The 13,672-nt window shown below is 38.7% G+C and carries 13 protein-coding genes; 1 reads left to right on the top strand and 12 read right to left on the bottom strand.

Annotated elements, in window-relative coordinates; genetic code table 11:
- Window positions 1–360 precede the first annotated feature (360 nt).
- The 12 genes from AA0017_RS20075 to AA0017_RS20020 all read right to left on the bottom strand — a co-directional run bounded on the left by AA0017_RS20075 (window position 361) and on the right by AA0017_RS20020 (window position 11,943).
- Window positions 361–729, bottom strand: coding sequence for a MazG nucleotide pyrophosphohydrolase domain-containing protein (locus AA0017_RS20075; protein WP_413377351.1), 369 nt, complete (start codon window positions 727–729; stop codon window positions 361–363).
- Window positions 730–1,040: 311 nt separating this feature from the next.
- The gene (locus AA0017_RS20070; protein ID WP_413377350.1) at window positions 1,041–1,178 is read right to left on the bottom strand and encodes a hypothetical protein; all 138 of its coding nucleotides are present in this window, start codon (window positions 1,176–1,178) and stop codon (window positions 1,041–1,043) included.
- The gene (locus tag AA0017_RS20065) at window positions 1,178–3,613 is read right to left on the bottom strand and encodes a heavy metal translocating P-type ATPase (RefSeq protein ID WP_413377348.1); all 2,436 of its coding nucleotides are present in this window, start codon (window positions 3,611–3,613) and stop codon (window positions 1,178–1,180) included. The genes AA0017_RS20070 and AA0017_RS20065 overlap by 1 nt, the downstream gene beginning before the upstream one ends.
- Before the next feature lie 56 nt (window positions 3,614–3,669).
- Window positions 3,670–3,996: a (2Fe-2S) ferredoxin domain-containing protein gene (locus AA0017_RS20060; protein WP_413377346.1), complete on the bottom strand. Its 327-nt coding sequence runs from the start codon at window positions 3,994–3,996 to the stop codon at window positions 3,670–3,672.
- 776 nt (window positions 3,997–4,772) lie between these two features.
- Window positions 4,773–4,943 (bottom strand): hypothetical protein, encoded by a 171-nt coding sequence (locus AA0017_RS20055; protein WP_413377344.1) that lies wholly within the window; start codon window positions 4,941–4,943, stop codon window positions 4,773–4,775.
- Between the two features lie 192 nt (window positions 4,944–5,135).
- The gene (locus tag AA0017_RS20050; protein ID WP_413377342.1) at window positions 5,136–5,333 is read right to left on the bottom strand and encodes a hypothetical protein; all 198 of its coding nucleotides are present in this window, start codon (window positions 5,331–5,333) and stop codon (window positions 5,136–5,138) included.
- A 105-nt stretch (window positions 5,334–5,438) separates the two neighbouring features.
- Window positions 5,439–6,929, bottom strand: a complete 1,491-nt coding sequence (locus AA0017_RS20045; protein ID WP_413377340.1) for a tripartite tricarboxylate transporter permease — start codon at window positions 6,927–6,929, stop codon at window positions 5,439–5,441.
- Between the two features lie 28 nt (window positions 6,930–6,957).
- Window positions 6,958–7,416, bottom strand: coding sequence for a tripartite tricarboxylate transporter TctB family protein (locus AA0017_RS20040; RefSeq protein ID WP_413377338.1), 459 nt, complete (start codon window positions 7,414–7,416; stop codon window positions 6,958–6,960).
- Window positions 7,417–7,426: 10 nt separating this feature from the next.
- Window positions 7,427–8,434: a tripartite tricarboxylate transporter substrate binding protein gene (locus AA0017_RS20035; protein ID WP_413377336.1), complete on the bottom strand. Its 1,008-nt coding sequence runs from the start codon at window positions 8,432–8,434 to the stop codon at window positions 7,427–7,429.
- A 184-nt stretch (window positions 8,435–8,618) separates the two neighbouring features.
- Window positions 8,619–9,296 (bottom strand): response regulator, encoded by a 678-nt coding sequence (locus AA0017_RS20030; RefSeq protein ID WP_413377334.1) that lies wholly within the window; start codon window positions 9,294–9,296, stop codon window positions 8,619–8,621.
- On the bottom strand, window positions 9,271–10,884 hold the full coding sequence (locus tag AA0017_RS20025) for an ATP-binding protein (RefSeq protein ID WP_413377332.1): 1,614 nt from the start codon (window positions 10,882–10,884) through the stop codon (window positions 9,271–9,273). The genes AA0017_RS20030 and AA0017_RS20025 overlap by 26 nt, the downstream gene beginning before the upstream one ends.
- Window positions 10,885–11,013: 129 nt before the next feature.
- Entirely contained in the window at window positions 11,014–11,943 is a 930-nt protein-coding gene (locus tag AA0017_RS20020) for an aldo/keto reductase (RefSeq protein ID WP_413377330.1), read from the bottom strand.
- 193 nt (window positions 11,944–12,136) lie between these two features.
- On the opposite strand from AA0017_RS20020, the gene AA0017_RS20015 reads away from it, so the two are divergent.
- Entirely contained in the window at window positions 12,137–13,636 is a 1,500-nt protein-coding gene (locus AA0017_RS20015) for a glycosyltransferase family 2 protein (RefSeq protein WP_413377328.1), read from the top strand.
- The last annotated feature ends 36 nt before the right edge of the window (window positions 13,637–13,672 follow it).

The raw sequence follows: 13,672 nt of genomic DNA, 5'->3' as shown, positions 1-13,672 counted from the left end.
GTTAGTAAAGTTAAGATAATTTCTACCTTAAGAGTAAACGCTTTCTCTGTTGCTCTCAATCAAATCAAAACACAATTTCGTCACAATTAAAGATGACAAAATTTAATAAAGCTTTTGTTCTAAGTCTCTTTTTATGAGCAGCGCCTCTATCAAGCACTGAAAAATGGTCTACTCGTTAAAATAGGGTGTCATTAATTAGTGTACTCGACCAGTAGGATACCCTATGTTTCGTTTTAAACTATTCCTTATTTTTGTGCTTTAACGATTATCTAATTCAAAACAAACAAAACCTCCAATAAGATTGATTCACCTTACTGGAGGTTCCATAAATATACTTTCTTTAAAAATCCCTCTTTACAATCAAACCTTATTTACTCGCCTTTGAACCTCTTCCATTTTGTTATAAAAACTTTTTTCCATATCAATCTCGAAATAGTTGGCAAACTTTATAATATAAGCAATACAATCAGCCAGTTCTTTGCTGATGTTTTCTTTATGTAGTTCTTTGGCTCGGATAAATGCTTCTTCTTCGGTTAGATTCTCGGATTGTTGAAGTTGTTTTGTCATTGTAAAAATCCCTCTAAATTCTTCTGCCACTTCACTGACCTCTGTTGTTAGGAGCATATAATTGTTCAAAATCGCCATTTTTGACTCGAGGAATTCTCGATTTGGAATATCCCAATTTTTTTCTTTTTGAAAATCTTTTAAATAATGCTGAACTTCCTTCATCAAACAACCTCTCCTTATTCAGATTTTTCTTTTATTTTAGCATAAGGATTACCAATTACAGATTTTTCGCACCCTAATTTAGTGATGCTTGAGGTTAATTACCAATCATCACTTTTTCGCACTCTAATTTAGCAAATCCTCGAGGTTCATTACCAATCACTTCTTTTTCGCACCTTAATTTGGCCCATCCTCAAGCTTCATTACCAATAAAAACTTATACGAGCTGCTTACCTAACGAGCTGGAGAAAACATAAGAAAAGAACCCCGAGACGTTTCCACACGACTCGAGGTTCTTTTTCAATTAAAGCTCATTATTCATGTTCTTCACTATGCTCATCATGATTCATATCCGTACTCGTTAAAGGATTTTCCCCTGTAATGAGGGTGAAGCCGATAATCACAATGGCTAAATATGCTACCCCGCTCATGATCCATGTTTTCATTTTCATTATGCTTCACCCTTTCTTGTTAACTTAAGCCTTTGTAATCGTAGGGCATTTAACACAACGGAGACCGAACTAAAGGCCATCGCTGCTCCAGCCACCCAAGGAGCAAGCAAGCCAATTGCTGCAATCGGAATCGATGCGGTGTTGTAGAAAAAAGCAAAAAATAGGTTTTGCTTAATATTACGCATCGTTTTTTCACTTAGTTCGATACTATCCGTAACACTGTGCAGGTCACCGCGCATAAGCGTAATGTCTGCAGCCTCAATCGCCACATCTGTTCCTGTACCAATTGCCATCCCGATATCGGCTACAGCTAGGGCAGGAGCATCATTAATTCCGTCACCAACCATCGCAACCTTTTTACCTTCTCCTTGGATTTTTTTAATTTCATCTGCTTTTTGTTCTGGAACGACCTCTGCAATGACACGCTCGATGCCAACCTGTTTGCCAATCGCTGCTGCGGTTCGTTTGTTATCTCCAGTTAGCATAATCACTTCTAAACCAAGGTCATGCAGGCGCTTAATCGCTGCTTTTGATGTTTCTTTGACTGTATCAGCAACAGCAACCATTCCGGCAAACTGACCATCGATTGCGACGAGCATCGCCGTTTTTCCTTGTTCTTCAAGCACACTCATGCGTTCTTCAAAATGATCGATTTCGATTTCTACATGGTTCTGAGCCATTAAATGACGTGTTCCAACCAAAACCTTTTTTCCTTCGACTCCTGCTTGAATTCCATAACCAGGTACCGCTTCAAAAAAACTAACTGCCTTCAAAGAAATACCCTTTGCTTGCACGCCTTTGACAATGGCTTCAGCAAGTGGATGCTCTGAATTTTTCTCAGCACTAGCTACATAAGCTAACATTTCTTCTTCATCGATTTCGGAAGCGACAACGACATCGGTTAATTCTGGTTTTCCTTTTGTAACTGTACCCGTCTTATCTAACACAACCGTTTGAATTGAACGAGTATTTTCTAAGTGCTCTCCACCTTTAAAAAGAACACCCATTTCTGCCGCTCGTCCTGAACCCGCCATAATCGATGTCGGTGTTGCCAAGCCAAGAGCACATGGACAAGCAATGACTAAAATTGTAATTAAAGGAACAATTGCTGAACGAAAGTCTCCTGGAGCAACAATAAAATACCAAACAAAAAATGTGACAACCGCTAATGCAACAACGATCGGTACAAAAATACCGGACACTTTATCGGCAACTCGTTGAATATCAGCCTTACTTCCTTGAGCCTCTTCCACAACCTTGACAATTTGGGCAAGAGCCGTATCTTTGCCTACCTTTGTTGCCTCTATCTTCAATAAGCCATTTTTATTAATTGTCGCTCCAATCGCGGTATCGCCTTGCTTTTTATCAATAGGAATACTTTCACCTGTAATCATTGATTCATCAACGGCAGATTGACCTTCTACAATCTTCCCATCGACTGGAATTTTTTCTCCTGGACGCACAATAATCATATCACCAACGACTACTTCCTCAATCGCAATCTCCACTTCTTCACCATCACGAACGATTCTCGCTGTCTTCGCTTGCATCCCTAATAGTTTCTGGATTGCTTGACCAGTACGTCCCTTCGCTCTTACTTCAAATAACTTTCCTAAAATAACAAGCGTAATGATGACAGCTGCTGCCTCAAAATACAATTCAGGCATCCCTTGCTGACCTTGGGCAAGCCATTCCCAGCCTAAGAAAATGCTATAAAAATACGCAACAGTTGTTCCAAGAGCAATTAAAACGTCCATATTAGCACTTTTACTTCTTAAAGCTTTATAAGCCCCCCGATAAAATTGGGCACCCACAATAAACTGAACCGGTGTTGCTAAAGCAAGCTGTACCCACGGATTCATAAACATATCAGGCATATAAATGAAGGAAGTAAACTGAAAATGTGTGACCATCGTCCATAATAAGGGCAATGTTAGGATCGCTGAAAAAATAAATTTTCCTGTTTGATGAGTAATTTCTTTTTCTTTACTGCTTTCCGTTTCTTCTTTTGACGTTTGTTTCTTTAAACCATATCCAATTTTCTCCACTTTTCCGACCAGATTATCGATCGTTACTTCATTTTGATTATATTCGACGGTGGCCGTTTCTAAGGCTAAATTGACATTTACACTTGTGACACCCGCCATTTTTGATAAACCTTTTTCAACCCGAGTTGCACAAGCCGCACACGTCATCCCTGTGACATCAAAGGTTTCTTTTTCATGAACAACGCCATAACCTAATTTCTCGATTTTATCTTCAAATTGTTGAACATCTGTTTTTTCAGCGTCAAAAATGATTTTCGTTTTTTCAACAGCATAATTAACATTTGCCTCATGTACGCCTTCCATCTTGGATAAACCCTTTTCAATTCGATTCGCACAGGCGGCACAAGTCATACCACTTATTTGTAAAGATACTTCTTTGGCTTTCATCTGAGGTCCTCCTCTAACAATATAAAAAGCATTGTCTCTAACAGACATAGCTGAACTTAATTCTCTATTTCCCTAAAATAATCATTCACATACGTATATAAACGGTTCTTTATAAAAGGCTTCTGATCCCTTTTGGCTTGAATTAAATCCACAGCAAGCTCAGGTGTCATTTGCTGATACCATACACCTTTTGGGTATTCGATTACAATGGGCCCCTTTTTACATTGCCCATTACAAAGTGTCTTGGTCGTATGAATTTGTGTGTGAAGCTGACATGATTTAATTGTTGAGCGAATTGACTCTGTCACGGATTCCGCTCCCTTTTTCGTACACGAATTCCCATTACACAAAAGAAAATGAGTGGAAACTGTACTTAAGTTCATTTTGATAACTCCTTAACTAAACTTATTAAAGAATGAATTGGAACTGGCATTTCAATAATGGCTGTTTCTCTCTATCACCAATATACTATACCCCCCTAATGTATTTCAAGTACTTTAAGAAAATAATTAAATTTGTCTATCACTTAAATATGGCCTTACAACTATCATCACTCGCTCTTTAGTTGAAATACAGTCTTTGTGCATCTTTAAAACTATACCCTCACTATGTATATTAAAAAACCACTGGAAATTGGTCAGCTATAATTACTCTGTGACTTCATTTCACACCGTATCAATCAGTACTCAGGATGACATACATAGCCAAATGCAATTTAACATCCCTTATAAAAACTCGCTCCATCAATAAAGTTCGTCAGTATAAGAAACAAAAAAGACGTCTCAAAGCTTTAGTTAGCTTTTGCGACATCTCCTGATATTCCGAGGTTACGGAAAAACGGTCTACTCGTTAAAGTATGGTTACATTAGTTAGCTTACTCCGCGAGCTGCATGCCCTACACGTTCCGCGGGTGAATCGGGAGCCTCATCGCTGCGGGGTCTCCCGTATTACACTTATCCCGCAGGAGTCTCCGGGCATTCCGCTCGCTCCGTTTTGGTCAAAAAAACTAGCTAAAGCCATAATGGACCATCTTATGAATAGCCTAAAGGTTTGAGATTCTTCCTAGTTAAAGGTGAGAATAAAACTTTTTCAGCGACCTCTGATATTCCTATGGTGGTTATTGGTGATTCTCATAATGGTTGTGTTGACTTTTTATGAGTTATTCCCTATCATCTTGTCCATTTTCAACCGTTTGACTACTCAAGTATTCATTTGGTTCTCCACCGACAGCGTTATGGTTTTTAAACTGGCTTAATCGACCATTTCTATGCTCTCCACTATTTTCATTTTCCTTAAATTGATTGTTATGCTTTTTATTGTGTTTACCCATTTTACACCTCGTTAAAAATTTTAATATATACGATCCTCTCAAATCAGTGAACCAGTCCTATTGTCTGTTTACGAACTAAAAATTATACGAGTCAAAAAAGACTTTTGCATAATAAAATTTTCTAAAGGATTATTATTTTATTGGGTAAGAGAATTTAAAGAATAGCATGAGATAGGCTTCTTTTTCACCTTCTTACTTCCTTATACGCCGTACTTCAGCTAGCTCGGCTCCTTTTCCACCTTCTTGATTCCTTTTACGCCGTACTTTCGCTAGCTCGGCTTCTTTTTCACCTTCTTGATTCCTTTTACGCCGTACTTCAGCTAGCTCGGCTCCTTTTCCACCTTCTTGATTCCTTTTACGCCGTACTTCGGCTAGCTCGGCTTCTCCCAAACTAAAAACGCTTAATCATTTCCTATCCAACAAAAAGAGATATCCAAAAGCTCCACTGCATTTGGATACCCCTATAATGTATAAAACGAACTTTTCCAAAACGACTTAACTTACAGCTTCTTTTTTTCTTCTAACACGCTCTCTCCATGTTGGTATAACAATGGATAATGCGGTCAGGACAAATAACGTCATAGCAAGTGGACTGCTTGTAAAAATATTCCAAGACCCACCTGAGATCGTTAATGATTGACGTAGTGCTTGTTCCATCATTCCTCCTAAAATAAAGGCGAGAATAAATGGAGCAGCCGGAAATGCAAATATTCGCATTAAATAACCTAATATTCCAAAAATAACGAGTAAATAAAGATCAAAGGTACTAAAGCTGACGGCATAAACCCCAACTAAACTCGAAATAATCACTAATGAAATTAATAACGGACGTGGTACTTTTAAAATTTTTACAAAATAAGGTATTAATGGTAAATTTAAAATTAATAAAAAGACATTCCCTATATACATACTCGCTATAACGCCCCAGAATACCGTGGGGTTCTCTGTCATTAATAACGGACCTGGCTGAACACCAAGAACGAGAAAGGCTCCTAGCATGACAGCCGTTGTTCCTGACCCAGGAATCCCTAGACTTAACAAGGGTACAAAAGCTCCACTTGTTGCTGCATTGTTCGCCGTTTCAGGTCCGGCTAAACCTTTAATTGATCCTTTCCCGAATTCTTCAGGCTTTTTGGCCATTTTCTTTTCGGTAATATAAGCGACAAATGACGAGATCGTTGCTCCTGCACCTGGCAAAACGCCAAGGATAAATCCTAAGAATGATTGTCTTGTCATGGGACCTTTCATCTCTTTAAAATCTTCCTTTGTTAACTTCAAACTCCCAATATTATTTAAACCTGACAATTTTTCTTTTCGATTTAAAATTAAGAAACAAACTTCTGCTATCGCAAAGACACCGAGGGCAATAATTAAAAAGTCAATTCCATCAAGTAAGTTCACACTTCCAAATGTAAATCGACTCGTTCCCGTTTGTGAATCGATACCGATTGTCACAATCATAAATCCAAATACAGCTGAGATCAGAGCTTTAATGGTCGACCCTTCTGATAAACTCGCGATCGCTGTTAAGCCGAGTAACATTAAAGCAAAATATTCAGGTGGGCCAAATACAATAGCCACACTAGCAAGCATTGGGGCAAACATCATTAATAAAAGAACACTGACCGTCCCTCCAACGAAGGAAGCAATGGCCGATATCGCCAACGCCTTTCCAGCTTTCCCTTGCTGGGCCATCGGATATCCGTCGAATGCTGCGGCAACCGTTCCTGCTACACCTGGTGCATTTAATAAAATGGATGTCGTTGAACCCCCGTACATCGATCCATAATAAACACCAGCCATCATCACTAGAGCAATCGTTGGATCCATTCCATATGTGACTGGAATCATAATCGCAATCGCGCTAATCGGTCCAAGGCCAGGAATCATCCCAATTAGCGTTCCTACTAATACACCTATAAAAACAAATAATATGGCTTCCCAGCTAAAAGCTACCTGGAAACCTTGTACGATTCCATCAAACATTGATTGTCTCACTCCTTTCCATCATTTCTTAAAATGGGAGAATCCCTGCAGGTAAACGGATGGCTAAACCGTAATTAAATAAACTATATGCACTAATTGAAAAAATACAGGCCGTTACAATATTTACAACCCATTTTTTATAACCAAGAAATCTAGAGCAAACGATAATAAAGACTGCCGTCATAATGACAAACCCTACGACCTCCAGAACCGTGATATAAATAAGAATAAGGGTCATGACGCCAAGTAACATAAGAGCCTCTTTTTTCGGAATCACTCGTTTTTTCTTTTGTTCCTCCGTATCAACATCTTTACTAAAGAAGAACAAGATAGAAAGGAGTAATAAACAAAACCCCAACATCTTTGGAATCAAATCGGCATCTACAGGTACAAACGCATACTCAGGCAAACGAAACGCCATGATTAAATAAGCAATCGCTACAACAATTAATACGATAGAAATCGTTTTATTCATAGTTAATCTCATAATGCCCCCCTTAATCATTTAAAAATCCTAACTCTTTTAACAGGACTTCTAAATCATTTGATTGTTCATCCAAAAACGTTTTAAAATCCGTACTATTCATGTATTGCTCATCCCATCCATACATGTTTCTAATTTTCTCAAAGGCTTCAGAATCAGATGTTTCCTTAAAAATTTTCTCATAATAAGCTAATTGTTCTTCCGTCATATCTGGTGGTCCAAAAATGCCACGCCAAACGACAAATTCAGCTTCTATCCCTTGCTCTTTTCCTGTTGGTAATGTTTCTAAAAATTCATCCCCTTGTAATCGCTCCGGCGCTGTTATTCCGAGAATTTTCATTTTCCCTGCCCGAGCTTGGTCTGCTGCATCTGATACCCCTGTTGAAACGACATCGACACTACCATTTAACACAGCTGTCATCGCCCCGCCATCTTGGTCAGATATATAACGAATCTTTGTAATATCGACGCCGGCCGCTTCAGCAAACATAATAAACTGCATATGATCCATACTGCCCGGAGAAGAAACTCCGACAACGGTTACATCTTCAGGATTCTCTCTCATCTCTGCAAATAATTCGTCAAGAGTATCCCAGCGAGCATCTTCACGAACGGCAAAGGCACCATAGTCGGCAATCAGATTGGCAATCGGGGTAAAATCTTCGTACCCGTATGGTGACTGTCCATTAAGGTAGACAAAATGTAACGGTGGCGAGCTAATGAATAAATTATGTGGATCATTTCGCTTATGAACATAAGCCCACCCTACTGCACCGCCTCCCCCTGGTTTATTGACAACACCAAAACCACGTGTACTTAGGTTTTCCTCATCGATCGTCCGCGCTAACATTCGAGCGGTCGTATCCCATCCCCCACCCGCGGCGGCTGGGGCTATGATTTCAATCGAACGATCTGGTTCCCATTCTCCCTCTTCATTTATCGTTCCACTTTGAACAGGCATCGTACAGCCTACTAATATAATGAGCCCGAAGAGCATCATGGTTATTAATCTCGTTTGCAATGAAAGTCCCCTCCTTCTGTATTTTCACTAATTCTACTTTTAGTGATTGAATTTGTAACCGTTTTCAAATTATTGTTCATTAAGACTATTCTGAATGTTTTGTTCATTTTGTTCACAAAAAAAAGCCTTCAAAGGAATCTATGTCCCTTAAAAGCTCCTGCACACCTGTATACAAAACACCTCTTTATTTTTTCTTTACCGCTTGATACTTCCTCTCCGGGCGTCCGACAATTCCGTAGACCAGTTCCGCACGTGCTTCATGGATTGAAATTAAGTACTCTAAATATCGCCTGGAAGTTGTTCTAGACGCTCCAAAAAGGTGCCCTAATGCCTCTGCTGTTATACCTTCCGTTTGTTGTCTCAATAAATCCTTCACCTTCTCAAGTGTCAATTGATCGATACCTTTAGGGAGGTCCACATCCTTCGCTTTTTTGGCCATTGGTTGAAAGATCTCATCCAATAATTGCTGAGTAACATCATTGCTTGTATGAAGAAGCTGTTGATTTTTCTTTGCCTTAGCAACCGCATCAGCTAGTCGTTCTAAGGCAATGGGCTTCACTAAATAATCGACTACTCCATATTGGTAAGCTTTTTGTAAAACCTCTTTATCAGTAGCAGCTGTAATCAGCACAATTTGTAAACCTAAACATGCTCCTCTTAAATCATCCATTATATTTATTCCGAGCTCATCCGGTAAATAGACATCTAATAAGACTAAGTCTGGCTGTTTGAGTTGAACTAACTCTAACGTTTCCTGTGCTGTTTTAGCAACGGCGATGACATTGACACCTTGGATACTTTGTAAATATTGTCGATGAATATCGGCTACTCGATAATCATCCTCTGAAATCAAGACATTCATTGTGATCCCCTCTCACCTTTGGAATATATACATTAACAATCGTCCCATTTGGCTCGTTCTTCGTTATTTCTATTGAACCCTTTAATTCCTTTAATGCCGCCTGTACTAGGGCAAGTCCAAACCCACGATGCCCACCTTCTTTTGTTGTAAAACCTTGCTCTAACACCTTGTCGATATTTGCTAAAGCAATTCCAGAGCCATTATCTGCAACTTCGATAATTAAATCGTGACCAATATCCGTTAAGAAAATTTCGACCTTAGGTTCAACCACTTCGCTCACTGCATCAAAAGCATTATCTAATACATTACCAATGATCGTAACTAAAGGGGCTGTTGTTTCTACTGGCCACACATCGTTCAACATACTTTCTTCATTGAGTAAAAAGGTTATTTTCTTCTCAGAAGCCTTCGAGAGTTTCCCGATTAAGATGGCTTGAATCGTCGGATCTTGTATTTGTTCAAATAAAACTTGCTCATATTCTTTTTGCTGCCCTATTTCTTGATGAATAAATGTCATCGCTTTTTTTGTATGCCCAAGTTGTAACCACCCTGAAATCGCATACAATTTATTCGTATATTCATGTGTTTGAGCACGCAAATCTTGAGAATACTGCTGTACTTCTGACAATGTATTTATAATTTCTTGAATGCCTAGCCTATCTTGAAAACTAGCTACTTTCCCAGCATAAATGCCATCATCATCGATTGTTTGATACCGAACTAGCAATTGCTTCTCTTTATAAAACGTTTCATATTGACCTGTCGCCTTTTCGCTTGCTAGCACATAGGCTATTTCAGATTGGGACATCACTTCTTGAATGGGTCGTCCCACTGCATCTGAACTTATTCCTAAGATTTCTTTAGCGGATTGATTAAGAACGGTGATACGACCCTTTTGATCGGTTGCGATTAACCCTTCTTTAATCGACTCTATAATAGCTCCTTTTTCTTTATAAATACGGGCAATTTGATAAGGCTCTAATCCAAAAGTATCACGACGAATACTTTTTGCTAATATAATGCTTCCGACTAAACCGACCATAAAGATCAATACTAACCAAAGCACAAAGCCCATTAATCCTTGTCGAAAGATCGAATCAACATATGAAATCATAAAACCGACCGAAACAACACCAATAATCTGACCGTGTTCATCATAAATAGGGGTTTTCCCTCGAACCGAGGCACCAAGCGAACCATCTGCTAAAGAGATGTAACTATCCCCGTATATAAGAGCCCCTTCATTATCTCCACCTATCATCTCTTGTCCTACTTTATCAGGCTCTGGATGGGTATAACGAATTCCTTCAACATCACCGATTACGATAAATTCCGCACCTGATTGAACTCTTATACTTTCTATTAAAGGCTGGATTTCTTCAGCATCACGATCGGTCGTAAGCACTTGTTTCACTTCAGGAATTTCAGAGACAACAATCGCAGTCGTTAACGCTTGATGACCAATTAATTCACGAGCCTGCTCTCGCTCAATATATATATAAACAGCTGTCACCATAAACATAATAATTGCGATTAATATACAAATAAGGATCATGAATTTTCGTTCTAATGACCAATGTTGATTCATCCAGCACCTCCCAGCTTCCTTTAGTATATCTACCGTTCAAAAAAAGTGATAGTCCGCAAAGTAGGAATTAGAAAACAACAAAAAACGTTGAACCGTGCAAAAAGCAAGGTCCCACGTTTTTACTCTTTCTTATGGAATCATGTTACCTGCTGCTGAATATAGCTCGTACCATTCTTCTCTCGTTAATTCAATATCTGCCCCTGCTGCAGATTCTTTTAAACGTCCTATATTTGTTGTCCCTAACACGACTTGAATATTGGCTGGGTGGCGTGTAATCCAAGCGACCGCAATCGTTGTCGGAGATACATGATATTTTGTCGCAAGCTTTTCTAACACTTGATTTAATTCAGGGTACTTTTTCGTGTCTCCAACAAATGGGCCATCAAAAAAGCCGGATTGGAAGGGCGACCACGCTTGCAACGTAATGTCGTTTAATCGACAATATTCTAATGTGCTACTCGCACGGTCAATGGCATTATTCGTATTCATATTTAAAGACATTCCTGAATCAATAAGTGGTGTATGTGCAAGGCTAAACTGGACTTGATTAACAACAAGCTTTTGGTTAAGACTTTTTTGCAAAAGTTCGATTTGCATCGGATTATGATTCGATACACCAAAATAACGGACCTTTCCAGACTTATGAAGTTGGTCAAACGCCTCGGCCACTTCGTTTGGTTCCATTAATGGGTCAGGTCTATGTAGCAATAAAAGATCTAGATAATCCGTTTGTAATCTTCTTAAAATTCCATCAACAGATGTGAGAATATATTCTTTTGAAAAATCATAATAGCCCGTTGCTCCCTTGCGGATACCACACTTGCTTTGAATGACCATTTCTTCTCTTATAGACGAATTCATAGATATCGCGTTCGCAAAGTGCTCCTCACATTTTCCGCCTCCATAAATATCAGCATGGTCAAATAGATTAATTCCTTCCTCCATCGCGGTTCGAATAAGCGTTTCTGCCTCTTTTAATGAGAGGTTGGCAATTCTCATATTTCCCAACACAATATTAGAAACTTGTAAGTCTGTATTTTTTATATCGATTTGCTTCATAATCAATTCCTCCTTAAGCTATATTCTTAGTTAATAGTTTACTACATATCTTAATGAACATCCTACCCCTACCACTCCAAAAAAGCGCTAGTTCTTTTTTGATATATAGTTCTAACCTTAGCTAAATTTAAATATATTTGATTTTAAGTCTAACAGAAACGAACATTTGGGTATTATTTTGGAGGGAACCGTAATGGTGGCAGAGGAAAAAATAAAAGGAGTCAAAAACTCCTATATGTTACCGAGAATTGTCGCATTTATTCCAGCTCATAATGAAGAAAAGTCAATCCGTGATTGTTTAGCCGGATTGGGAGATCAAGTCTTACCAAAAGGAGTTCAATTAGATGTGATCGTCATTGCTGATAATTGTTCAGATCAAACCGTCACAAAGGCAAAAGAAGCAGGGGAAGAATTTAATTTGAATTTGACTGTGGTCAAGACCGAAAATAACAAACAGCGAAAAGTAGGGGCGTTAAATACCGCATGGAAAAGGATTTATGGTGATCATTTAGATTTGTACAATCTGCCCTTAACTCCATACCAACAGAAATATAAAGAGTCGGTTAAAGCCATTTTAGGAATGGACGCAGATAGTAGACTTGCCCCTAATGCCCTTATCCATCTGTGGGAAGGATTAATGAGTACGCGAAATATTGGTGGAGTTATGGCAAAATATACGATGAGAATGCCTAAAAGAAAAAGCTCCATCTCAAAGTATGATGTTGACTACGAGGACAAACTTGCTTCAGGAGAATACGGTGGTCCTGTTACTAGATGGTGGACACATCAACAAAAACAAGACATGGCTAGTTGGTTAATAGACTTACAGTATCATGGTGGTAGCACTTATGTACTTGGAGGACAGGCCACTCTTTTTCGTCCAGAAGCTTTGCAGGAAGTAGTTGACGTCAATAAATTAGATGGGCCTTGGCAAAATGATAGTGATGTGGAGGACATGCTTTTAACTTGGCAGCTTCAACGAAATAAATGGAAAACACTCATCAGTCCAAATGCACGGTGCTTTGTCGATGCAATGAAAACCTATCATACTTACCGTCAGCAACGGAATAAATGGAAGTCAGGAACGGTTGATTTACTAACAAACCAAGATATTGGTGTCAAATCACGACATCGCGGTAAACTTTGGCGTTCACAATTAAAAACCTTGATGGAGTTAATCGTTCGCATTTTATTCCTTTCATTGCTTATATTATCTCTAGCTACGGATCAATTTTATTGGCATTGGATATGGCTTATACCGATTGTATCTGCTTCCTTGCTCAATATTATACTCGCTCTGAAAACACCTATGCATCGACCCATTGATGTTATCTTAGCTGGACTACTTATTAGCCCCGAAATCTATTTATGGGTCAACCTTATTACGTCTTCACAAGTTTGGTTAGAAAAGCTTTCAGCTAATAAAAAAGATGGCTGGGCCAATCAATATAATGCTGAATCTGGTAAAACAAAAAGTAAACTATTAGAAGGAATTCTTATCATAATCGCTATATTTACTAGTATTCTATTTTTATGTATCTATTTCAGAGACTTTTTAACAAGCGCCTCCGTTCAAGCTGCCGTTCAACCTTATTTAATGACCGGTTGGGTTATACTAACACTTCTCACGATTTATGCTACCATAATTATGCTTTATCAAATTTGGACCTTAAGAGGAAAATATACAGCTTAATCTCCCTCTTTAAATTTATTTAAAGAAACATTTACT

Origin of the sequence: Alkalihalobacillus phoenicis, from assembly GCF_047302405.1 — a bacterium.
In the GTDB taxonomy this organism is placed as follows: Bacteria; Bacillota; Bacilli; order Bacillales; family Bacillaceae_D; genus Alkalihalobacillus.
Note: the sequence above shows the minus strand (reverse complement) of the source record. Positions and strands in the feature narration are given on the sequence as shown.